The following is a 23,904-nucleotide window of genomic DNA, read 5'->3' as shown; positions in this document are numbered from 1 at the left end:
CTTTGCCAGTGGGGCTCCGGGAGCTCTTCGATGCACTGGCGGAGCCAGTGGCACACGATTTACGACCAACCCTGGTTCATTGCCCTGTCCTGGAAGTGGGAAAGCACTCCGACAGGGTGGCCCAGACATTCCTGTCTGGGCTCGATTCGACGTCGTTTTCTCGAAGGACGCTGAAGACAAGCCTCTTGTTGCCGTGCAACTTCGACTTGTTCACGACAGGCGTTCAACACAGAGATCAATCTCTGTGCCATCCTTCGTGGTTGATCCATTCCGTGCGGCTCCGCCGCTATTCGACGAGCGTGAGGTTCACGCCGGCCGACTTCATCGTTTCCTGCCAGTGCGGGTCGAGGCAGCTGTCGACGAACAGCCGGTCAGGCCGACTCAGTTCGCAGACTTTGGCGAGGGCATTGCGGCCGAACTTTCCGTTGTCGGCTGCCACGATGACCTCTTCGGCTGTCTCCAGCATCTTCTGCTCGGCTTCCACCAGCAGCGTATTGCTGTTGAACATCCCCTCTTCGGTGATGCCTCCCACACTCATGATCAGTCGTTGCACCCGAATCGTGCTCAACGCCTGAACCGCCAGCGGTCCCAGGGCGACGCCCGTTTTCGGATACAGGTAGCCCCCGATCAGAATCAGTTCGATCTGAGGGGCGTTAATGAGAAGCTGAGCGATCGGCAGCGAGTTGGTCACGATCTGCAGCGGCATCGACATCAGATGACGAGCCACTTCGAGCGTTGTCGTTCCGCCGTCCAGCAGAATCGACTCTCCCGGCTGCACCAATGCGGCGACAGCTCTCCCAATCCTTTGCTTCTCGGATAGTCCTCGGGTTGTTCGATCTTCAAAAGTCATCAGCGATTCGCCGCTGTAAGCGATCCCACCTCGGGTTCGCCGGATCTGTCCCGTCCTGTCAAGAACTTCCAGATCCCTTCGAATCGTTGATTCACTGGCGTCCGTCGCCTCCATGAGCTGCTGAAGGGTGGCAAACCCATTTCGTTCAGCAAAATCAAGGATTATGGCTCGTCTTTGATCCACCAGCACCAGTTCGTTCCTTCACAATCGGTCAAGTAACGCCGAATTATGCCCTCAACTTCCGTCACTTTCAATCATAACGGATCATGTTGATGCAAAATTCATCAAAACTGATTGCGCAGGAGAGGTAATGCTGGAAAAATAGCACACCAGATCGGCTGATGCGGAACAAGTCGGCAATTCCGGCTCATTTCCTGTGGATCATTCGGCCGGAAGTCAGGGCATGCCACCTCTGTCTGCGATTCCGGCTCGCGAAAATTTCCTCAAGTTCCGGGCTGCGATCTGCGCCTCAGAACGAGGAAATAGCCGTCTGTGGGATCGTCGAGCAGATCCCACTCCTCCGGCGACTCCTGCAACTCGCGGATCTGTTCCGGCGAGCGGATTTCGCTGTAGGGATGCCGGGTGTCGATCACAATATATTCCGTGTCCTCGGGAACATTGGTCGTATTGCCGGCGACGCGGCGCTTGTAGTCGCTGTAATCGTAAGAACGCTCGTGATGCGTAAAACGCGGATGAACGAAATCGGTCGACGCGACCCGGGCTGACTTCGGAATCGTTCCTTCCACCCGCGACCACATCTCGGCTCGCTTGTCCGGGACATACAGCGTCCGCCAGTGCCATTGCGAGCCGGTATCCCAGAAGGCGACGCCGAGCGGCGACATCGAAAACCAGATCGCCGTCCCGAGGCTGCAGCAGAAAGCGAACCGGGCCCGCTGAGTTGCGAGGCTGGTATCGACTGGTTGCGTCTCTTCGTTTTTGCTCGTCTTGCGGAACGTCCATCCGCCATTGATCAAACCGCCGGCTGCCGCCCAGAACAGGAGCGGGACGAGTGGCGCATGAAAGTGATGCCGGGGATCCTGGGCGAGCTCATTCAGGCAGAGCAGCACGAACATGGGCAGGCAACTCAGCAGACGAGCGGGAGAACGCAGCGGCAGAAACGCGACCGGCAGCAGAATCGCCAGGGCATAGTTCAACGTGTTAACCGTCGCCAGTTCCTGGATGAGCAACAGCGGATTAGTCGCCATGGTCCAGATGATTTCAGAGGTCGAGGAGCCGAATTTCGAGAAGTAGCCGGCGTAATGAACCTCGACGCCACTGCGGAACCAGCGAATCGCCTTCAACGCCGCCAGCAGATAAACCGGCCCGATGATCACGCAGGCGAGGCCGAATCGACTGGCCGCCGTCCTCAATTTCCAGGGTTGATCGCGAACCGACATCGCCAGCAGCGCAAGCCCGATCGAAAAGACGACGATGGCGTAGTCCTCTTTACAGGTGAGCGACAACGCGAGCAGCAACGCCGCCCAGCCGTAATGTTTCCGCTCAAGCTGATCGAGTGCGAAGAGGACCAGCGGGATGCCGAAGGCGATCGGACGGAACGTCTTCAGGTCGATCGCGATATCGAGAAACTGCATCGGGAAATAGCAGAGATACGCGGCACTCAACAGAAGAGCCGCCCGCCGGTTGCCACCCGAACGCAGAGCGAGCCAGTAAACGGGAATCGCTCCCGACGCCAGAGCGAGCGATTCGCTCAGCTCCATAAACAACTGAGACGGCCAGAGGGCATACAGGGGGAGCAAAAACAGATGCACGAACTGAATGTGCTCGCCCCAGAAGAGTCCCTGATCGAGATAACTGCGGAATCCTTTGCCGTGCAGCACATTCCAGAGGTGTTCCTCGTACATGGCCGAGTCGCCGTGCGGCAGCCGAAGGTTGAACCAGAGTCCCCAGTTCATGGAAGTATAAATCAGGACGTAGATCCCCATAAAGAGGAGCACTGCGAGCGGCACCCGGCGATTCGGCTTCCCGGTCTCGTCATCGTTTACCTGTAGAGGGAACAGGGCTGTCGCGATTTCATAGAGGCAGCCGGACATTGTCAGCGCAATCCAGAACGGTACGGTCGCCTGCAGCAAAGTGGCCAGTCCCAGGAACTGCCCGACCAGCGCGATGACCCACAGGAGTCCCCACAATCCAGAGATCCCGAACCAGATGAGCAGTCGTGGCAGACGGGCGAACTGTTTGCGGACGATCAGCACGCCAGCCGGGATGGCCATCGCAACGAGGGACCAGATCAGGCAGGCGAGAAATGAGACCCGCAGCGAGTGGGAGCCGTCGCCGAGATCGGACCATTCGCCCGCCAGAAGTTGCTCGGCTCCCCATTGCCCGGCTGTCGGACTGAAGAACGAGCCCCGCAAAGCTGGTGTTTCCGCGATAATCTGTAGCGAATTGGCAAGCAGCAGGGCCACAAGGAGAGCTGCAATCACCTGAAATACAGGGAGTCGCGACGGAACTTCTTTTCTCTCGTCTAAGGAGTGGGTATCATTCATGAAGTCGATCACAAAAAAGAATTCTGCCGGCGGGAAACCGGGACAGCTGCGAAGTCTGTCCGTCTAGAAGCGAGTCGGCCTGATCAGTTCTTCCCTGATTTCAGGTATGCAGGAATTGATCAGTGTCCCCGAGCTGAGGTGTTTTCGTTGTCAGACCGCAAATCTATCACTCAGACCAAATCAAACCAGGTCTGCGTTGGCGTCGGCTCCTGGATTGTCAGTACGGCCCACGCGTTTCGTCAAGCGCTCGAATGCGAGTTGGCTCAGCAGAGCGTGACGTTCCGTCAGTGGGAAGTGCTTCGGCATCTGAATGCCGATGGCGAGCAGCCTCAGTCGGATCTGGCGGAAAAGATGGGGCTGGAAGCACAAACCCTGGCCGGAATTCTCTCTCGCATGGAGCGAGACGGTCTGCTGGTGCGAAAGTACTGCAGCGAAGATCGCCGAAGAAAGCTCATCAGCCCGAGCAGGAAAGCCGAACGCATCTGGCATGATATGCAGGCGTGCTGCGAACGGGTGAAAGACCGCGCGATTCTAAATCTCAGCGAAGCCGAGCTGTCTCAACTCGAGAGCACCTGCGAAAAGATCCGCGATAATCTCGCTCGCGACTGCACAGAATTTGGTCACCTGCCCCGCGATCTGTATCACAACAGACAGCAGCAGACCGAGGAAGAGCATCGCTCGGAAAGCCTGGAAGATACCAGAGTCGACTTCGACGAAACTCTGGCTCCGACCCGCACCCCGCGACCGTAGTCTCGAAGGAGGGCCTCGATGGAACGTCTTCGCATCTCAGAACTGACGTGGATCACGCTGCTCTTCGCCGCGCTCTTAGCGACTCCTGCCCCGTTGCACGCTCAGTTACCGCAACCGGTCTCGAAATTCGACGACGCCGGCGGCTCGGTCGCCTCACTCGCCTTCAGCACAGACAGTCAACAGCTGTTGATTGGTGGTTACGGTCAGGTCTCGATTGTCGACATCTCTGCGAAAGAGATCACCCGAACCATTGAGAAGCTGCGCGGCGACATCACCGCGGTGGATTATTCTCCGGACTCAAAGCTGATTCTCGCCGGAGTCTATCAGGCCATCCTGCTGATCGATCCCGAGACGGGGGATACCGTCCATACGCTCAAGCATCATCGCGGTCAGGTTACGGGGGCGGCATTCGTCTCCGAGACGGGGATAGTCAGCTGCTCCGACGATGGCACGGTCGCCCGCTGGGAACTGAAAGACGGCCAGTGGGCTGTCGCCGCGAAACAGGAGTTTGATGAGCCGGTGATGGAACTGGCGCTCGATCAGCCAGCCGGTCAGGTGCTGCTGGCTCTGGGCGACGACACCCGCGTAACCCGCCCCGGCACGGTCGCCGTCGTCGAACTGGAGGCGCTGAAGCTCAAGCAGGATTATACGATTCACAAGTCGGCCGCGATCGCGGTCGCTGTGGTTCCGGACAGCCCGCTTGTTCTGTCCGGCTCGTACGACGAAATGATCATTGCGACCGACGTCGAGCAGAAGAAGCAGACCGGCATCTTCAAGGGGCACTCGCGGCCCGTGAACTGCATTGCCTATTTGCCGAAGCGGGGCCTGGTGGTTTCCGGTAGCGGCGGGCGATTCAAAGAGAAGAACGAGCTCATTCTCTGGGAGCTCAGCAGTGGCGGCATTCTGATGAAAGTCGAACCCCACGCTGGCAAGGTCACTTCAGTTGCGGTCTCGCCGGACAACCAGTGGATGGCCTCCGGCGGTCAGGATGAAGCGGCGATTCTCTGGGATTTATCGACCCTGGAAAAAGCCCCTGCCGATCAGGCCGAGTGATTCGCCGTTATCGAGGACTCACGCGATTGGTTGTCGCCCGCTCGACCGGCAGCGATTCGGGGACCGGTATCGACGCCGGCTCAATCATCGGAGAGGCGAGAATCATCGGGTAGATTCCCAGCGGAGTCGCCTCAATCTCCTGCACGGAGAACCCGGTATCATTGAGCATTCGCGAAATGTGAACTGCCGTTCGCGAATGAATCCGGATGCCGAACATTCTGCTCAGCGTCGATTCGGAATGAAACGTGTCTTCGTACGCGTGAGTGATGATCCGACATCCCGAGGCGGCATGTTCCGATAATTCCTGCAACACGTCGGTCAGCTCTTCATCGCTTAAATACTCCGCCAGTCCGATTAATGAAATGATCTCATAGGACTTGCCGGCCAGTTCGCCCAGAGCCGATCGAACGTCGCCGTGATGAAAGGTGATCTGATCGCTGAGCTCCAGCCGCGAAGCTTCCTCGCGACCTCGGATGACGGCTCCTTCATCAAGGTCAACGGCATCGACGTCGAACGGGCCATTCTGGGACTGCATCGCTTCGAGCACATCGAGAGCCGGTCCGGACCCGAGAATCAGCATTCGCAAAGGTCGGGCCGCAGCCTTCTCCTGCATCCACCTACTGAGAGTATGCACGAAGTATCGCCGTCGATTGCGGGCTTCGATACTCAGAGGGAGTCCACGAAGCACGTACCAGTCCCAGAGACTTTTCGGCCGGGCGTTTTCGTAGATGATTTCCATCGCTCGCCAGCCGCCCGGGTTCTGCATGAACTCCTGAATCAGCGGGCTGCTGCTGGAATTCATGCGACGCTTCATCACCGACACCGGCACGAGGTTCGTGCGGATCCAGCCGATGGTTCGCATCGAGATTCGCCGCGGCAGCGGAGGATGTTCATACACGGGCGGCGAAACGGGCATATCGGCACCATCTGCATAGTTAGAAGTCGAACAGCAGGGGAAATCGCTACACCCGATAAGACCGATGGGAAAGACCGAGTGATGCAGTCCATTCATCGTTGAGCCTAATCGCCAGTTCAGGGGAGTGTCGATTGGAGAGGAAAGAAGTTGCTCGATTTGTAGGGTTCAGGGTCCCGGACGAAAAACTATGACGATTAAACCAACTGGCCGGATTCTCTCGCTATTTATGGTTCTGGCGATTGGACTGACCACGATGTCGAGTGGTCTGAAGGCGAACGATTACTTCGCGCCGCCCTGTCCGGGACGCCACGTGGTGATGGTGAAAGGCGTCGTCGGCTATTGGCCCAATGTGGATCATCTGGCCGAGGCGATCATGGCGAATGGAATGACGACCTCGATCCATAATCCCCTCAGCGCCATTCGGAGTGCGGACGAAATCGCCTGCTATTGCCGTGAAAATACCCGCTGCCAGGTGAGCGTAGTGGCTTACAGCCTGGGGGCCGATGCGGCGCTCGTTCTCTGCGAAAAGCTGCAGGAACAGGGCATTACCGTCGATTGTCTGGTTCTGATCGAAGCCACCTTCAAAAAGAATCAGGTGCCCGAGAACGTTCGCTACTGCTACAACCTGTATGAGGAGCGGGGAGTGAGAGACTGTTTCCCCGCATTTCGCGGCGTGCCGGTCGATGCCAGCAGTCCCGCCACGGTGATGACCAATAACGAGCTCAGTACCACGGACCTGCCGGCTCGGCGCATCAGTCACTTCAATATCGCCAGCCGCGAATGCACGCACCGCGTTGTGTTGCAGCAGCTATTGATCTGCAACGGCTGCGTGTACTAGCAACGGGTTTGAGCCGCGTTCTCGAGCAAATTCAGAATGCGACTGCCGGTGAAGTATGCGAATGCTCTAGGCAAATGCCTGCTCGACACTGGCCTTCATTTTTGCCAGGCCGGTCTTGATCACTTCCACCGGCGGCTGAGCGAAGTAGGTCTCGTTGAAGAGTTCGAGCGAAAGCACCCCGGCGAACCCGGTGCTGTGCAGGGCCTGCAGGATCGCCTTCATCGGAGCATCGCCGTCGCCGGGGTAAACGCGATCGGAGTCTTTCATCTCTTCCCGCGGGATCGACAGCGGATAGTCGTTGACGTGGAAGATGTTGATCGCTTCGCAGGAGAGCAGCCGAAGCGAATTGAAGTCGGAGCCGCCGCGATACAGATGGTAGATGTCGGGCAGGATGGCGGCCTGGGGATGATTGGCCGCCATGGCGACATAAGCCGCCTGCGGCAGCTTCGAGAGATTCTTGCTTGACCCCCAGATTTCGAGCTGCGGGATGACGTCCATCGAGACGCCCAGATCGAGCAGAGCCGCGTAGCGTTCGGCGAGGGCATCGAGATCGATGACAGGATAATCTCCACGATTGATCCCGGCCGGCGGCGCGGCGATGCGTTTGCTGCCGAGTTGTTGCAGCATGTCCATCTCGCGTTTGGCCTGCTCGAAGCCGGCTTTGCGATCGGTCTCGTCATTGACGCCCCAGCGCGGGAAGCCGATGGCCGATTCGACCTGCAGACCATGATCATCGAGCCGCTTACGGAGATCGGAAAGTGTTCCCCCCGACTTCGTGTAGGTTTCAATCTCGCTGATCCACGGTTCGATTCCGTCGTAGCCGGCGTCGGCAACGAGGTCAATCAGTTCTGGCAGCGGACGTTTGGCTTTGCGGACGCAGCTCGTATTGAAGGAATAGCGAAACTTCGGCACCTCGGAGGACTTCGCTTCGGCGTTCTTCGCGAGCACGCTGGAGCCGTGAGTCAGCCCGGCTGCGGCCGTGGCTGCAAGACCGGTAGAGAGAAAACCGCGACGAGAGATCAGGCTCATGCGAACTTCGCTTTCATCAACAGGACAGGCATTTGCCCGCGTCTGGTGGGGGTGAATCGGGTGGAGTCAGCAACATCCGCAGGCGGGGACAGGCACAGCCGTGTCCCGGTAATTTGGAGATACGTTCGTTGGTTTCCAACAACACGGGCGACCCATCAAGTTCCCTCGCCCCCGTTGGGGGAGAGGGTTAGGGTGAGGGGGAATGCGTGTGGCATCTCCACTACAGTGTACCGGCTCCCCGGTCGAAGGCCTCCAGGTCTCGCGAGTACAGCGCGAGAGTCGTCTGGATCGTTTCGCGACCGATCTGCCAGTTCGGATCATCATCAGTGTATTTGCTGCAGTGATCAAGCATCAGGCGGTGCAGAAACTTGAACAGATGGCGAGGGACCCGCAGTTTGCCGAACGTGTCGATGAGCATGTCCTTTGAAACACTCTCATCGAACAGCTTCGGAATCACGACCGGATTGTTCGGATCTTCCGAGCAGGCTTTCAGGCGGTCGTTGGTCATGTCGTACAATGCCTGACCGCTCCACGCGAGTGACAGAATCAGGTTCTGCTTGTCGAGCCGGCTGCGTTCGTAGAAGTCGCGACCCTGTTTCTGCAGATAAGGAGCCATGTCGGCCGGGAGGAGCATCTTGAAGCCGAAGCCGGGATGCTTGAGAAACTTGTTGTCGAACATCGGCCAGACAAGATCCTTCATCCGTTCGGCCGAACCATTGATCAGATGCGGCTCATCGACCCGGTCCATCAGCACGACGATGTGATTGAAGCCAAGCGTCTTCAGGACCGACTGAAACTTGGCGAGCAGTTCGTAGCGGTCGTCGCTGCGATTGCGGCTCGGGATCGGCTGGCCGATCAGTTCCTGGCTCGGGAAGCGGCCCAGAATCTTTCGCAGAGAGTTCGGCAGTCGATCGATCACGCGAATCTGCCGGGCGACATCCCAGGAACTCCAGGCGAGACGGAACAGCTTCCACAGCTGCGGCAGCCAGACGAGCAGAAGTGCGACCATCACCCACCAGAAGTAGTTGGTAAACAGCTGCTGCCAGAAGGCGACTCCCAGAACGACGGCCGTGCCGAGGATGCCCGCGGCCAGAAGCTTCCAGCTGCCGACGTTGTTGTACTTCAGCTTGCGACGAAGGGCCGACCAGCGGATCAGCGGCGATTCCTCAAATGAGCGGTCGTAAAACGCGGCGAGAAGCAGAAGATCTCGCTTTTCGTTGCGGGTCAGGTTCGTCAGCTGCTCTTCGGAGATCGCGACCGCGGCATCGGTTTCGGTTTTGTAATTCAGAACGCGGTCGACCATTTTGGTGACGCCAATGACCAGGATCGCGTCCATGTGGTCCCACAGCCGCCACTTCTTCAGCATCTTTTCCGGCTGCCGGTTCCGGCCGAGCATGCGTTCGCGGAAGTTATCGAGAAACGGATTGAAGTCGTCGTACTCGATGATGAACGACCGCTCGCGGGGCGTCGTGCGGTTGTGAGAGCGCAGTTCATTCCGCATCTGCATCCGCAGAGCCGTCTTCCCGCTTCCCTTCTCGCCGAAAACGACCGACGTGGAGGGATGATCGGGATGCCCGTAGATCTTGTCCCAACCGGGGTGATGAACGCCATTCACACAGTGATCGGCGAAGACATGGTCGGTACTGGCATCCTCCTGAGAGAAGGGGTTGGACGTGATGCCATGGTGCTCCATCAACTGGGAGATCTTCATGATTCGCTTCCGCAAGAATATCTGAACGCCGTGGCCTCATCGGCCCGCGCGTAAATTGCCACGGCTGCAGGCTTCGGAACTATCTGGATCCCGACGACTCCTGGCCGGAAGGTCCGAAAAAGCACCCCGTCTTCGGAAAACAGGATTACTCGGACGAGCCGTTAAAGACCCCAGTATCGTCAAACCGGGAAAAGGAGGCAAGTTTGCCGCGATCCTCAGACTCGATTGCGGCTGTTTCCGCGTTCTGCGACACTCTTAATGACTGTGTGAGAACAGGGCGTTAACGGATCATCGGGTGCATCAGCGATAGGGATGATCCTTCTTGGGTGGCACTGGCTCCGCCAGTGCTGGTCCATAAGTGTCAAAGCCTGTAATCGCACTGGCGGAGCCAGTGGCACTCACCCTTTCCACACATCGATTCCGGACGTTTGCCCCTTTCCCCTTATCGACAGGCCTTCGCCATGCTTCGCTCGCTTTACTGTCTGGTGTTCTTCGGACTTCTGCTCGCAACTCCATTTTCGGCTGCGGCTCAGTCGACGAAGCCAGCTGCGAGCAAGGAGTTCAGCTGGGTGAATCCGATTCCGACCCGCCTGCAGCACAAGCGGCTCGAACATCACACGTTCACGAGCCCGTCAATGAATCAGGAGGTCGGCTACTGTATTTATCTGCCCGAAGCGTATCAGCAGGCGAAAGACGCTCGTTTTCCGGTCATTTACTACCTGCATGGCGGGCGGCCCGGGTCGGAAACCAAGTCGATTCAGCTGGTCTCGATCATCGATGAGCACATCTCCGCCGGCACGATCCCGCCGATGATTTACGTCTTCGTCAACGGCGGCCCGGTCAGCCATTACAACATGCCGAATCGTCCGGAAGCTCAGGGAGCCGACGTCTTTGTGAAGGAACTCATTCCTCATATCGATGCCACCTACCGCACTGTGGCGAAGCGGGAAGGTCGCGGAATTGAAGGCTTTTCGCAGGGCGGCCGCGGCACGACACGCATCATGTTCCGGCATCCGGAGTTGTTCGTCTCGGCTGCTCCCGGCGGGTCGGGATATGCGACCGAGAAGCGGATCAGCGAGAACGATGGCTTTGAGAATCCGAAACTGCAGTTCGGCCCGGGCGACAACACCTGGGATCTGGCCCGGGAAGCTGCGAAAGGTTCCAAAGAACTGCCGCGAATCCTCGTGCACGTCGGCACCAAAGACTTCAACTACGAAGCCAACCTCGAATACATGGATCTGCTGGAAGAGCTCGATATCCCCTTCGAAAAGCTGATCGTCCCCGACGTGCCGCACAGCGCGAAGGGAATCTACGAGAATGAAGGCCTGGTCCTGCTGAAGTTTCACGCCGAGAATCTCCGGAATGCGGGAGCCATCAAGTAGCCGAGGACTGCTGCGATCCCAACCCGAAGCGTCAGCGAGGGCCGATTGTTCCAGCGACGTCCATCTCCCTCGCTCACGCTTCGGGTTAGGATTGCTGTTTCTTAGCGGGGGCCTCTTGCCTTCCGAAATCGTGTCAACTGATTAACTGCGGTGATTCACCGCGACGTAGAAGTCTTCCATGTCTGATGTCTCTCCATCCCGGTCTTCCGTCGACGAGCGGGCCATCTGGCGGATTCTCGATGCCGCCGCCAATCGTCTGCGCGAGGGTCTGCGGGTCGTCGAGGACTTCGTGCGGTTTCAGCGGAACGATCCCCGCATCAGCGGTCAGCTGAAGCAGTTGCGGCACGATTTCCAGTCCGCCTGGAGCCAGCTCGACGCCTGGCAGCTGGTCGCCAGTCGCGATACCCCGGGGGATGTCGGGACGACGATTTCAACTTCGGCAGAGCGATCCCGGTCGACGCTGCAGGATGTGATTGCCGCCAACTGCAAGCGGGTGGAGGAATCACTGCGGACGCTGGAGGAATTCTCCAAATTGATTTCGCCAGCCGTCTCGGCTCAGATCGAGCAGCTGCGGTATCGCTTTTACTCGATCGAACAGAGCGTGCTGCTCTGGAACCGGCGGCACGAGTTGCTGGCGAAGGCTTCGATTTACTTTCTGCTGACGGAAAAAACGTGTGCCCGAAACTGGCAGGATACGGCTCGCGAAGCGGTCGCCGCGGGGGTGGATGTGATCCAGCTGCGGGAGAAATCGCTGGATGATGGCGAGCTGCTCAAGCGGGCCCGCTGGGTCCGGGAGATTACGGCTGGAACCGAGACGCTGTTCATTATGAACGATCGGCCCGATATCGCCCTGCTCTCTGAGGCCGACGGAGTGCACGTCGGGCAGGAAGAGCTGCCGCCACGTGAAGTGCGGCAGTTGCTGGGAGCCGACCGGCTGATTGGGGTTTCGACCCACGATCTCGAACAGGCCCGGGCCGCGGTCGCAGAGGGAGCCGATTATCTGGGAGTGGGCCCCGTTTTCGTCTCCGGGACCAAAACCTTTGATCAGTTCGCGGGTCCGGCTTTCGTGCAGCAGGCCACGAAAATCGAACTCCCGTGGTTCGCTATTGGGGGAATCCATCTGGAAACGCTGCCTCAGGCTGTGGAAGCGGGCGCGACACGGGTGGCGGTTTGCCAGGTGCTGAGCCAGTCGGTGAATTTGCGGGGGACGGTCGAGAAAATGAGAAATCTTCTGCTGGCCGGGAACAATTCGATGGCCGACAACGTCTAAAGGGTTGGACGAAAGGGAACAGTTGTGCTGCGGATCCCGATTTTTCGGCTGCGAGTTCGGAGTTCCCCTCCAGATCGGACTTGCTCAGTCCGGATCAGCAACGGCAAGATACATCATGGGTTGGGAAATCGATGGATCGAAGTCCGCTAATTTGTTTACGTTGCGTTTATTGCAACGTATAATCGACACGGGCCGATTCCGGGTCTGGATCACGAAACATCGTTCCTTTTCCTGTCTCCTATTGCGATGTTCAACGACTGGTCCTTAATCCTGAAGCTGATCACGAACAATCAAAACACTGCACATCGAGCGGGATATCATCATTCCGTGGTACCGCTGTCATGCGGTCGCATTCGCTGAAAAGAGTTGAGGAACATTATGCCTGAAACGCGAGCTGTCTGGGGAATTGAGATCGGTCAGGCGGGCTTGAAGGCGATCAAGCTCCGTTACGCCGAGGCCGCCCACCAGGTTGTTGCCGTCGGTTTCGATTACATCCCCCACGCCAAGATTCTCAGCCAGCCGGACGCGATTCCCGATGAGCTGATCAACGAAGCAATCACCAAGTTCCTCTCCCGCAACAAGCTGGAGGGAGACATCATCGCGGTCGGTCTGCCGGCTCAGACCTCGCTGGCCCGATTTATCCAGCTGCCTCCGGTCGAAGCCGGCAAGGTCAAGGAAATCGTTAAGTACGAAGCCAAGCAGCAGATCCCCTTCCCGCTGGAAGACGTCATCTGGGACTACCAGCAGATGGGGGGCGGCGATGAGGCTGGCGGCTTCATGATCGACGCCGAGGTCGGCATCTTCGCCATGAAGCGTGACCAGGTCATGCATCAGCTGCGTCCGTTCCAGAACAACAAGATTGAAATCGAACTGATGCAGATGGCGCCATTGGCGCTGTTCTCGTATTTGTCGTTTGATCAGCTGGGGATTCGCCCCGATGGAGATGGAACTCCGGCTGCCGACGAGCATACCGCTGTGCTCGACATGGGAGCCGATCAGTCGACCATTATGGTCACCAACGGCGAAAAGATCTGGATCCGCAACATTCCGATCGGCGGTAATCATTTCACTCGGGCTCTGACGAAGGAAATGAAACTAACCTTCGCCAAGGCCGAGCACCTGAAGTGCAATGCGACCAAGTCGCCGGACCCGAAGGCTGTCTTCCAGGCTCTCAAACCGGTCTTCAACGACTATCTCTCGGAAGTGCAGCGTTCGCTGGGCTACTGGAGCAGCGTCTCCAAGGGTGGCGAAATCAACAAAGTCGTCGGCTGTGGGAATGGCTTCCGCATGGCCGGTCTGCAGAAGTTTCTGGAGCAGAACCTCGAGCTGCCAGTTGTCCGGGCCGATGAGTTCAAGCAGCTCGTCGGGACGTCTGTTCTGGAAGCGCAGCTGTTCCGCGACAACATCATGACATTCACCGTCGCCTACGGCCTGGCCGTGCAGGCAATGGGACTCTCGACAGCGGAAACGACACTGCTTCCGCCCGAGATTGCCCGCGCTCGGGAGATTCGACGGAAGAAGCCGTGGGCCGCCATTACAGCTGCGACGTTGTTAACCGGGCTGGCTCTGTCGACCATCGGAACAGCCAATGCGTGGCGGACCGTTCACACCGAACCGTGGGATCAAACTCTTTCGCAGTCCCAGCAACTTCAGCAGACCTGGAGCGGTTACAAGAGTGGCTATGATTCGGCGACCGGACGGTACAACTCCGCCAAAGCCGTGGGAGCCACCCTGGTCGACGGCATGAAGGACACGATCTGGCTTGAGTTCTACAAGTCGATCAGCGAATGCCTGCCGCGAGACATCGGAGCGGCACTGGACGAGGACAACATCGAATACCGCAACCGCGTCCTGATCAAAGCGATCACGATGGAGAACTCGGACGATCTGGCCGGCTGGTACGAGGGGCTCAGTTCTCACTACATCGACCTCAGCCACGAGGCAGCCGCATCAGCGGGGTTGCAGCCGTTGCCGGCTCCGGAAGGGGAAGGCTATATCGTGACCCTCAACGGGGAGCACTATCACCATATTCCCGATAAACCGGAAACCGATCAGGGAATCAACTACCTGGTCGACCGGGTCATTCCCGCATTGCAGGCGTGGACCTACCAGCAGGAAGACGGCCCTCGGGTCGACGTCCGTCGGATGGGCATCTCCAACCCGGTGATCACGATGGCGAAACAGCAGATCGTGAATCTGCAGCAGCGGAGCAAGAATTTCCGGGAGAAGCCTCGAATCAACGTGATTGATCCCCGGTCGAATCCGCAAAACACATTCGATCAGCCGATGGACGAAGGCAGTCTGCCGGAGACGGGACTGGGCTATGAAGATGGTCAGGTCCAGCCGGGTGCACGTCCAATGGACCTGCGGGAAGTCCATCAGACCCTGTTCCAGATTGAGTTCATCTGGAAGCCGATTCCGGAAGAGGAACGACTCGAAGCCGACCCGCTGGCCCCGGCGGATGCAGAGGGCAGCGGCGAAGATGGGGCTGATCCCGAAGCGACCTGACGAGCCGTCCACGTCAGTTGTAACATTCAAGAGTTTCTGAAACGTCTTTTGACAACCGAAGAGTCCAGCTATGGATAAGTTAAAGCCGGTTATTGAACATCACTTCTGGATCGTCTGCGGCATCGTCCTGATTCTGCCGCTGGTCGGGTGGTGGCCTGCCGTTGGGCAGTTCAACACGGAACGCGAACAGAAGATCTCCGAGATTGAGACGGCGTTTCAGCAGGTTCCCAACGGACCGCAGCCGAACGAATCGTGGAGTGTCGGCGTGAACAAGATCGCCGAAGTGACCGAAGAGAAGAACGCGCAGGAGAAGTACGATCTCTGGCGACGTCAGGAAAAGATGATGACCTGGCCGAACCGGATCAGTCGCGATCTGCGTCCCACCAGCTACATGGGCGAGATTCCTTCCAAGGCCCGCGTCATCTACCGGAACGGTTACCAGATTGATGTCACCAATCTGTGGAAGACAGTCGACCCCTTCGATCCCGTGACCGGCAAGGGCACCGTGGTTTTCCCGGAAGCTGTTCTTCCCAGAGTGACCTTCGGAGACCTGCCGCCGACAACTGAAGAAGTGTGGGAAGCCCAGGAAGATTTATGGCTGCTGCAGTCTCTGCTCAAGTCGATTCGCTCAGCCAATTCTGATGCCAATACCCTGGTCGATTCGCTGGTACGGAAAGTCAGTGTGCTCAACCTCGTGGGGGGTGAAGGCAACTATCCAGACGCCGAACCGGTCGCTACCGATGAATACGGTATGAGTGACGAATACGGCATGGATGAGTACTCCGACCTGGGAATAGACCCGGGAATGGATCAGGCGTTCGGGGAAGGCATGGCTGCTCCGACGACAGCCGCGTTCGATCCGTCCGACGAGTTCGGAGTCGAACAGGGGCGATATATCAATTACGAAGATGGCACCGTTTTCAAGAAGCGGGGCTTCTACATGGAAGCGGTGATTGAACATCAGCGGCTGCCGGAACTTCTGGTCAAACTGACCAACGGCGACTGGCCGGTTTCCATTGTCCGTGTGCAGATGGCACAGTCGGCTGCCGCCAGTGCGCTGCTCGGTAACCCGGGCGGCTTTCAGAATGAATACAGCTCCGGCGGGAATCCGTTTGCCGGCGAGATGACCGAGGACCCATCGCTCTATAACGATGGCGGTTCGGGCTACGACGGCGGAGGGGCTGCTCCCGGTCTCGTGGGTGGCACGCCGGAGAACCTTGCTCTTGCGAAGGCAGCCACTGCGGGGCCCTCGCTGGCGAATGTCGCCATCAGTGGGATGATCTTCATCTACAATCCAGTTGAACCGCCAGCCGTGACGACACAGGCTGCTCCCGCGACGCCGGCAGCAGCCCCGGCGGCGACCGATCTTGCCGATCCAGTCGGCACGACCGAGGCCCCGGCAACGGGCGAGGACGTTCCGCTTCCGCCGATCGATGATCTCGAAGCCCCGGAAATGGACGCTCCGGAAGAGCCCGGCCTTGAAACCCCTGAGGTTCCGCTCGACGATCTGTCCCTGGAGGCTCCCGACGAAACACCTGCACCAGCCGCCCCGGCGACTGAGACTCCAGAACTGGAAACGCCGGAACTGGAAGCTCCGGCACTCGAATAATCGAACAGGCATTCCCACGGTTCACTGAACTCGATAGACAGGCGACTCAGATCTTAGGGAGTCGATCAAGATGGCGAATATGAAAGCAGCATTCTCAGGCGACAACATGAAGCGCTTCTTCCTGAAGCACACCGAAAAGCTGATTTTCGGCCTGGTCTGCCTCTTCGTTCTGCTGACCCTTGTCGGAACGCAGTGGTCGACCTTCCAGCGAACCCCCGGGGAACTGGACCAGAGTCTTCAGCAGGCGGAGCGGATGATCGCGACGTCGGTGTGGACGGAAGAAGAGAAGGCTAAGTTCCCGCCGGTCGAAGTTGACGAAGAAGTCAACCAGATGCTGGCTGGAATCAATCCGGGGCCGTACGCCCTGGGGACCGAAGTGATGTTTAACCCGACCGGGCGGGACGATCCGCGACGTGAGCCCGAGTTCGTCGCCGTCGCCAATGTGATTGCTGAATCGGGCCGCACCATTCTGGCGCAAAGCACCGATCCGCTCGTGCCGGAAGAAGAAATGTCGACCGAAGAAACCGCGGTCGCAGATGCTCCGGTCACCCCCGACGCTCCCGATGACCTTGGTCTCGACGACGTAGCCGATCGAACGTCCATCGCTCCTCAGATGGGAGAGGGAATGCTGGGCGAAGAGAATCCTTATGGAGCCGGTGGGTACTACGAAGAATATACGGTCAATGATTCTTACGATGACATGATCATGGAAGACTACAGCGGCGAAGAGTCCGGAATGGGCATGGGGCTGCCATCCAATGTGAAGGGTGTTCCCGTCCGTTACATCTCTGTCCGCGGTATCTTCAACCTCCGTAAACAGGTGGTCAACTACAGTCGAGCATTGAGCATCCCGGAAACCGAAGCCGAGCGGCTCGTCGAATTCCTCGACTTCAAACTTGAACGTCAGAAGGCGGATTCATCGAAGGGCCCCTGGGACAGCGAGTGGGAACCGGTCGATGTCGATGTCGCCCTGGATTATCTCAATCAGACGGTTGACTTCGACCCCGATGTGGTTTCGTCCGGCGTTCGCAATCCCGTGATTACGATGCCTCTCCCGGCTCGTCTGATCGGAGTCTGGCGGAACAAGGTGAACCATCCCAGCGTAAAGAACTTCGAACTTTCGCCGGAGGAAATCGAAGCCGAACAGGCACTGAACCGCAAGATTCTGGACGAAATGGCCCAGAAGAATCAGAAGATCAAACAGCTCGCTACAGCCAAGGGCTTCAATCGGGTGCAGGTGGACGTGACCCAGCTGCAGCAGGATTACCTGATGAATACCGATGCCCGCCAGCTGACCAAGACCTTCGATGAAGAGTTCAAGGGAACGACCGCGGAAGTTCGCAATAAGCTGATTGAAAAGATCAAGGCTCAAGTCACCGCAGCCGGCAACCTGGTCCTGTTCCGTTACATCGACTTCGATCTGGAAGCCGGCAAGGCATACCGGTATCGCGTCAGTCTCGTCCTGCGAAATCCGAACTTCGATCAGCCAATCGACCAGGTGGTCGAACCTTCGGTTGCCATGGGACAGATTCGCGAGACTCCGATCAGCGAGCCGAGTAACGTGGCCACCGTGTCACCCGATTACGCCTACTTCGTGTCCCGTGTCTCGCCGCCACGAGGTATCAACAACGAGATGGCCGACATGACCGTCTTCCAGTGGTACGAGTCGGGCACGATGATCAAGAGCAACCTGACCATGGAACCCGGAGATTTCATCGGCGGCACGGCAAAGACTCATGTCCTTCGGCCAGCTGAGCTGAAATACGAACAGGAGAGCGTGGTCTTCCAGACCGACGACCTCATGGTCGACGCCCTCGTGCTCGACAAGCTCGATTACAATCTCCATGGAGACCTCAAACTGCCAAATACGCTGACTCGTGGAGACGTTGGCGTCACGGCCGAAGTTCTCGTGGTCGATGCTGATGGCAAGCTGAATGTGCTCGATCCGTACTCGACGGGCGGCACGAAGAAGTCCTATGAGGACTACTACGTGGCTGAAAAGGGACCGTTCGACAAGATCAAAGACGCCGCCACAAAGCGGAGCTCGGGCAGCGAACTTGATGCTCTGCTCGGCGAAGGTTCGGGCATGGATTACGAGATGGAGATGATGATGGAAATGGACGCCGGTGCCTCCCGACTCCGTGGCCGTCGTCGTAATCCAAGTCGACGGGGTGGAGCCACCGGCGGGTCGTCGTCATCCATGCCGTAAGCCACAGCAACCCCAGTGGACTGAGGGGATCGTGATCTCCTCGGCGACTGTTGAGTGAAAATAAAAGACGCCCGGCTGGTCTGGCCGGGCGTCTTTATTTAATGAGACGACAGGTTCTGAGAAAGCAAACGGAAACCGCTCGCGTTATTGATCCGAAGGATGCGAGTACGTTTCCGCCAGATCGTTGATCCGGTTCACCTGAATCTGGTGCTCGCGTTCGAGTCGATCGATAACGCCATCGGGCAGCCGGCAGCGGAACACCGCTTCGGAATCCGTGTAGGTCGTCTTCTCGATCTCGGTCAGCCGTCCGAGAATGGCGGGCAGCTTTCCATCGGAAACGGAAGCCGTGATGTCGACCGTGCTGAACTTTCGGCTCAGCTCGTCAATGACCGCCTGCCGCAATGCCGTCAGTCCTTCTCCGGTCACAGCACTCACGCTGATCGCATCGCGGAACTTGTGACGAACGATGTCGTACCAGCTGCGATCTTCAATCGGCTCGGTCGGATGTCCGTCGGTATCGCCGAAGAACTGTTCGTGACCAGGAACCCGGTCGACTTTGTTGAGCACGAGAATGGTCCGTTTCTTGCCGGCTCCAATTTCTTCGAGCACGGATTCGACGGTCTCGATGTGCTTCATCGCGTCTGGATTACTCGCATCGACGACATGCAGCAGCAGATCGGCCTGCAGCGCTTCTTCGAGAGTCGACTTGAAGGAGGCCACCAGGTGGTGAGGCAGGTCCCGCACGAACCCGACCGTATCGCTCAGGAGGATGTCGCCCCATTTGGGGATGCTCCACCGTCGCGTCTTGGTATCGAGCGTGGCAAACAGCTGGTTGGCGATGTAAACCTCGGAACCGGTCAGGGCCTGCATCAGCGTGCTTTTGCCGGCGTTGGTGTAGCCGACGAGTGAAACGGTGAAGTGCTCGTTGCGGGAGGCGACGAGCCGTTCGCGACGTTTCTCGACGCTTTCCAGTTTCTTCCGCAGTTCCGAAACCCGCTTGTCGAGCATTCGGCGGTCGAGTTCGAGCTGCTTTTCCCCCGGACCACGCCCGCTGCCGATCCCCCCCTCAATACGCTCAAGGTGGGTCCACATCCGCTTCAGTCGCGGACGCATGTAAAGCAGCTGAGCCAGTTCGACCTGCAGCTTGGCCTCGTACGTTCGCGCATGCGTGGCGAAGATATCGAGAATCACTTCGCTGCGGTCGACCACAATCGACTTGACGGCTGACTCAATGTTCTTGCCCTGCGACGGCGAAAGGCTGTTGTCGAAGATGGCCAGCTCGGCGTCATTCCGCTCCATGAGCAGCCGCAGCTCTTCGATCTTCCCCTTGCCGAGGAAAGTCGCCGGATCGGGAGAATCCCGCAATTGGATCAGGCGTCCAACAATCTCGCAGCCAGCCGTTTCCGCCAGGCCGGCCAACTCATCCAGAGCGTGTTCTTTCTGAGCGGCGGAAATACCAGGTTCAAACAGCCCTACAAGCACAGCTCGGCGGGCCTGGACTTTTAACGTGTCCCGTAGTGGTTGACTCAAATTCACTCCCTTCAGGGATGCTCGCAATTCATCAGGAAACGCTCCAACGGACGAAGAGCCCGGCTCATGCGAACGCCGAACTCCAACTCCCATTGTATGCCCGGAACTGACCGGGACAATTCGCGACCGGGAAATTTAGACGAGCGGAATCATCGGGAATGAATCTCCTCTGGACAGACGGTGAGTGATCCGGGGTTCTTGTAGTGGAACGAGAGACACGGAGAACAGTCGCAGGTTCGCGGTTCCTTGCCGCCGACCTGATCTTTCAGATTGCAGAACCACCCGGTCGAGCGGACTTTCAACGGCAGTGATTCGCTCTACAGTGATTCGCTGCGGGCTCACTCCCTGCCATCAAACACTGCCAGCTGCGGCAGATGATCGCTCAACGCAAACGATTCCGGATCGTCGACGTTCACGCGGAAGTTTCCTTCAAACAACGGACGCGATTCGCGGATCCGTTTTGCGATCGGTCCGGCGGCCATCACGTAGTCGATTCGATACTCTGGGCGATCGGCTTTGATCGTCAGCCCTTTTCCGGCTCCCACTTTGGCGAAGGTATCGACCCAGCCGGCATCGGTCCAGAGTTTGTACTCTTCGGTGTCCGGCCCGTGATTCAGATCGCCGATCAGCAGCATCGAACGCCCGGCGTCGAGATCAGGCTTCATCGACTTCAGCATGGCGGGAATCTCTTTGAGCCGCACGGTTGGATCGGCCACGGGATAGAGATGCGCCGAGTGGACAATCAACGGCTCGCCATCCGGCAGCTGCACCACGCCGCGTCCCCAGTGTCGGGTAAACAGATCCTTTGGCCGTTCATAGCCGAGCGGAGCATTCGCGGATTCTGTGATCTCGAATTTGCTGAGCAGCGTGCCCGGCCAGTTCCCGCCGCTCGGAAAGCGAACGTGATTCATGCCGAGATATCCGGCGATTTCCTTCGTAATTTCTTCGCTGGGCGACTCGGAAAAGTTGATGATGTCCGGCTCGTACAATGCCAGCTCCATCGCCAGCCGCCGCGCCATCTGACCCTGATTTACGGCTCTCTTCGCCAGCGGCCGATCTGCGGGCCAGCCTTTGCAAGCATAGATGTTGTAAGCGATCACCCGCAGTGACTGCGGCGCCACTTCCATCCCGAAGACGGGCAGCGTTGCCGCAGAGATTCCGGCTGCTCCGAGAGCAGTGCAAAACTGACGTCGAGAGAGATTCATGGGAGGCTCCTTAGCTGGTGCATTTATAATGAATACGAACGGGCTTCTGAACGATCCTGGTCGCCTTCGATTATTCTTTGAACCGAACCGGCGATCGTCATTCATGTTGACGCCCACGAAGATTTCACCTCAATTCCAACGTTTATGCGGGGAATCGGTCCACGTTTCTGCAGACTCCCCAGCCGCAGTCCAGAGACTGTCCACGGTCTCAGCTGGCAGATTCGAACAGAACTCCAGATAGCTTTCGCTCTTCGCATGCACGATATTCAGGAATGACTCGGCCCCGTACAGGGACGAAGAAACGGTCCAGTGAAGTGGATGGTCGGCCGAGATTCGTTTCGGACGGGAGAAAGGATCGTGTGACTTCATGAACGTGACGAGCGCTCGTGATGACCATTCTTGCCCATGGGCGACAAGCATTCGCTGATTTGTCATGTACGTCGACTTCTCATCAAACTCAACACCAAGGCCTTCGTGTTGAACTTCACCTGTCGCCGACGCGGCGTCGAAAAACTTCCGTGCCTGGGCGAAGTCCGGAACCAGTAACGCGAAATCGCCGTAAGGTGTTCCATGAAGCTGTGCCGCGGAGTGCGTGCGAAACCGTTCGCTGGACTCATGCTTCAATCGCGGCCCTTCTCGGGTGACAACAGTCGAGGTTTCGATATCGCGACCAATTCCAAGGGCGGGCCAGAGCACGGAGTTGCACCACGTCGCCAGGATCGTCCAGAATTCGGGATGTTCTTTGAGAGGCCAGAAGTCTGGAATATCCTCCTGAAACGGGAGACACTTCACCGAAAATTGATATCGGTCATCGGAAAGAGCGACAGCGGACAGGTTCACATTGAAGGGATGAGAACAGGGAATGCCAATCTTCACAGTACGATGAATTGCGAAACGGGACGCATTCTGTAGCGTCATAAGGCATGATTCGATGTCAGTGTCGTTCAGGATGATGGAACGCCCCAGGATGATCGATCGATGCAGCAGATAGGGGGCCAGATCAGGGGGAGCGGTTTTGTAGGTCCGGTATAGCGGATCTTCGTGACCGGCGTGCTTCGCCTTTCCAATGGAGAACATTCCCTCCACCGCACTCACCTGCTTCGAATAGGCCTGCTCGAGCAGTTTGACGACCTTTTTCAGATCTTTCACCGCGGCGGGAGGCCTCGGAACCGTGCGCGTGATGACAATCTGTTCCGGCATGGAGAACTCCACGGGAGAAGAACAAGCAACGAGCAGCGAGGCGGCCACTTTCGCATCCATCGCTTGTGGCAAGCCGTCTGCTTGTACAAGATACACCAGCCGCTCTCCTGCCGAAACTATCCCTGCGAATCTCCACGGCGAGGTCCCTGCAATGTCGATTCAACCGCCCACGATTGCCGATGTTCATGCGGCTCTCCCCGTTCTCCGGCGTCATCTTTCGCCGGTGCCGCTCGTTCGTTCGTGGCGGCTGGAGCAGGAGTTGGGGCTGTCGCCGGGCCGGCGGGTCTGGCTGAAGGATTATGGCTGGACACCAGTCGGATCGTTCAAGTTGATGGGAGCCCTGAACTGGATGGCGGCAAATGCGGAGCGGATTGGCGACCGGCCTGTCGCGGCTCATTCCTCGGGGAACTTCGCATCGGGAATTTCGTTCGCCGGCTCGCGATATGGCAAGCGGGTCATCGTCGTGATGCCCGATACGGCTCCCAAAGTGAAGTTCGATCGGACTCGATCCTTTGGAGCCGAGGTCCGCACGTATAACATCGCCACCGATCATGAAACCGGCGAGCGGGACCGGCTGACGCGGCAGATCGCCGAGGAAGAACAGGCGATTCAGGCCTCGCCGTACGACGATCCTTACGTCATCGCCGGCAATGGCGTCGGCGGCCTGGAGATCGTCGACGAATTGCGGCGACAGGAACGAACACTGTCGCACTTCCTCTGCCCGGTCAGCGGCGGTGGACTCATGGCCGGTCTGGCTCTGGCGATTGCCGACGGCTGCCCCGATGCAGCCATCATCGGCGTCGAACCCTCGGAAGCCGACGATTTCAACCGCTCTCTCGCAGCCGGGAAGCGCGTCCGGCTCGATCGCCCGAAAAGCATCTGCGACGGCCTGCTCTCTTACGACGTCGGCGAATACAACTGGCCCATTCTCAAGCAGCACGTGACCACCGCCTGCGCCGTTCCCGACGAAGAAACCTGCCAGGCGATGCGCTGGCTCTATGAAGCCCATGGCCTGAGAACCGAACCCTCCGGAGCGATCGCCGTTGCCGCCGCGTTGAAGGGGAAGATGTCGCTGGAAGGTGACGGAGATGTGGTGCTGGTCATCAGCGGGAGAAATGTCGATGAAGAGGCGTTTCGAGGATGGATCGGGGAAGCGTGAGACCACTCGATTCCATCGATGAAGGCAATAGGGATGATCCGGAAGTTTACCTCCGGATTGCGAAGCAACAAGCAATCGGGCGACCGTCGTTCTGCAAATCGGAAGCGATGGTGGATCTATTCAGTCGTTCACAATTGCGGAGTTCTCTGGCAGTGCAGGCGAGAACGGCAGACTGCTTGTG

General features: G+C 58.1%; 17 protein-coding genes. 9 read left to right on the top strand and 8 right to left on the bottom strand.

The genetic code is table 11. The annotated features are described in order from the left end of the window. Positions 1-286: 286 nt before the first annotated feature. Both L1A08_RS13600 and L1A08_RS13590 read right to left on the bottom strand, forming a co-directional pair. The gene (locus L1A08_RS13600; RefSeq protein WP_315860593.1) at positions 287-1,033 is read right to left on the bottom strand and encodes a DeoR/GlpR family DNA-binding transcription regulator; all 747 of its coding nucleotides are present in this window, start codon (positions 1,031-1,033) and stop codon (positions 287-289) included. Positions 1,034-1,293: 260 nt separating this feature from the next. Then, positions 1,294-3,291: a DUF2079 domain-containing protein gene (locus L1A08_RS13590; protein ID WP_238756983.1), complete on the bottom strand. Its 1,998-nt coding sequence runs from the start codon at positions 3,289-3,291 to the stop codon at positions 1,294-1,296. A 321-nt stretch (positions 3,292-3,612) separates the two neighbouring features. Here L1A08_RS13590 and L1A08_RS13585 point away from each other — a divergent pair, with 321 nt between their 5' ends. Both L1A08_RS13585 and L1A08_RS13580 read left to right on the top strand, forming a co-directional pair. Then, complete coding sequence (locus tag L1A08_RS13585) at positions 3,613-4,104, top strand: MarR family winged helix-turn-helix transcriptional regulator (RefSeq protein WP_238756982.1); 492 nt, start codon at positions 3,613-3,615, stop codon at positions 4,102-4,104. Between the two features lie 18 nt (positions 4,105-4,122). Continuing rightward, positions 4,123-5,157 carry a WD40 repeat domain-containing protein gene (locus tag L1A08_RS13580; protein ID WP_238756981.1) on the top strand — a complete coding sequence of 345 codons (1,035 nt, stop codon included), beginning with the start codon at positions 4,123-4,125 and terminating at the stop codon, positions 5,155-5,157. A 7-nt stretch (positions 5,158-5,164) separates the two neighbouring features. On the opposite strand, the gene L1A08_RS13575 is transcribed toward L1A08_RS13580, so the two are convergent. After that, positions 5,165-6,073, bottom strand: a complete 909-nt coding sequence (locus L1A08_RS13575; protein WP_238756980.1) for an SAM-dependent methyltransferase — start codon at positions 6,071-6,073, stop codon at positions 5,165-5,167. A gap of 187 nt (positions 6,074-6,260) precedes the next feature. Here L1A08_RS13575 and L1A08_RS13570 point away from each other — a divergent pair, with 187 nt between their 5' ends. After that, positions 6,261-6,911 (top strand): hypothetical protein, encoded by a 651-nt coding sequence (locus L1A08_RS13570; protein ID WP_238756979.1) that lies wholly within the window; start codon positions 6,261-6,263, stop codon positions 6,909-6,911. Between the two features lie 66 nt (positions 6,912-6,977). Here L1A08_RS13570 and L1A08_RS13565 read toward each other — a convergent pair whose 3' ends face one another. Both L1A08_RS13565 and L1A08_RS13560 read right to left on the bottom strand, forming a co-directional pair. Then, positions 6,978-7,940: a sugar phosphate isomerase/epimerase family protein gene (locus L1A08_RS13565; protein ID WP_238756978.1), complete on the bottom strand. Its 963-nt coding sequence runs from the start codon at positions 7,938-7,940 to the stop codon at positions 6,978-6,980. 220 nt (positions 7,941-8,160) lie between these two features. After that, a complete protein-coding gene (locus L1A08_RS13560) occupies positions 8,161-9,651 on the bottom strand; it encodes a hypothetical protein (protein ID WP_238756977.1) in 1,491 nt (496 codons plus the stop codon). A gap of 461 nt (positions 9,652-10,112) precedes the next feature. Between L1A08_RS13560 and L1A08_RS13555 the strand changes: the two genes are divergently transcribed. The 5 genes from L1A08_RS13555 to L1A08_RS13535 all read left to right on the top strand — a co-directional run bounded on the left by L1A08_RS13555 (position 10,113) and on the right by L1A08_RS13535 (position 18,629). Beyond that, positions 10,113-11,033, top strand: a complete 921-nt coding sequence (locus tag L1A08_RS13555) for an alpha/beta hydrolase (protein WP_238756976.1) — start codon at positions 10,113-10,115, stop codon at positions 11,031-11,033. Positions 11,034-11,211: 178 nt separating this feature from the next. After that, a complete protein-coding gene (locus tag L1A08_RS13550; RefSeq protein ID WP_238756975.1) occupies positions 11,212-12,303 on the top strand; it encodes a thiamine phosphate synthase in 1,092 nt (363 codons plus the stop codon). Positions 12,304-12,681: 378 nt separating this feature from the next. Beyond that, positions 12,682-14,811 carry a type IV pilus assembly protein PilM gene (pilM, locus tag L1A08_RS13545; protein WP_238756974.1) on the top strand — a complete coding sequence of 710 codons (2,130 nt, stop codon included), beginning with the start codon at positions 12,682-12,684 and terminating at the stop codon, positions 14,809-14,811. Positions 14,812-14,881: 70 nt separating this feature from the next. Beyond that, positions 14,882-16,420: a hypothetical protein gene (locus tag L1A08_RS13540; protein WP_238756973.1), complete on the top strand. Its 1,539-nt coding sequence runs from the start codon at positions 14,882-14,884 to the stop codon at positions 16,418-16,420. A gap of 70 nt (positions 16,421-16,490) precedes the next feature. Then, entirely contained in the window at positions 16,491-18,629 is a 2,139-nt protein-coding gene (locus L1A08_RS13535) for a hypothetical protein (protein ID WP_238756972.1), read from the top strand. A 144-nt stretch (positions 18,630-18,773) separates the two neighbouring features. Here L1A08_RS13535 and hflX read toward each other — a convergent pair whose 3' ends face one another. The 3 genes from hflX to L1A08_RS13520 form a co-directional block, all read right to left on the bottom strand. After that, positions 18,774-20,159, bottom strand: a complete 1,386-nt coding sequence (hflX, locus tag L1A08_RS13530; protein WP_238756971.1) for a GTPase HflX — start codon at positions 20,157-20,159, stop codon at positions 18,774-18,776. 338 nt (positions 20,160-20,497) lie between these two features. After that, positions 20,498-21,364: an endonuclease/exonuclease/phosphatase family protein gene (locus L1A08_RS13525; protein ID WP_238756970.1), complete on the bottom strand. Its 867-nt coding sequence runs from the start codon at positions 21,362-21,364 to the stop codon at positions 20,498-20,500. 129 nt (positions 21,365-21,493) lie between these two features. Next, a complete protein-coding gene (locus L1A08_RS13520) occupies positions 21,494-22,660 on the bottom strand; it encodes a hypothetical protein (protein ID WP_238756969.1) in 1,167 nt (388 codons plus the stop codon). A gap of 55 nt (positions 22,661-22,715) precedes the next feature. Here L1A08_RS13520 and L1A08_RS13515 point away from each other — a divergent pair, with 55 nt between their 5' ends. Then, positions 22,716-23,723: a threonine ammonia-lyase gene (locus L1A08_RS13515; RefSeq protein WP_238756968.1), complete on the top strand. Its 1,008-nt coding sequence runs from the start codon at positions 22,716-22,718 to the stop codon at positions 23,721-23,723. The last annotated feature ends 181 nt before the right edge of the window (positions 23,724-23,904 follow it).

The sequence above is a fragment of the Rubinisphaera margarita genome (genome assembly GCF_022267515.1).
GTDB lineage: Bacteria > Planctomycetota > Planctomycetia > Planctomycetales > Planctomycetaceae > Rubinisphaera > Rubinisphaera margarita.
This window is presented reverse-complemented; position numbering and strand designations above follow the sequence as displayed.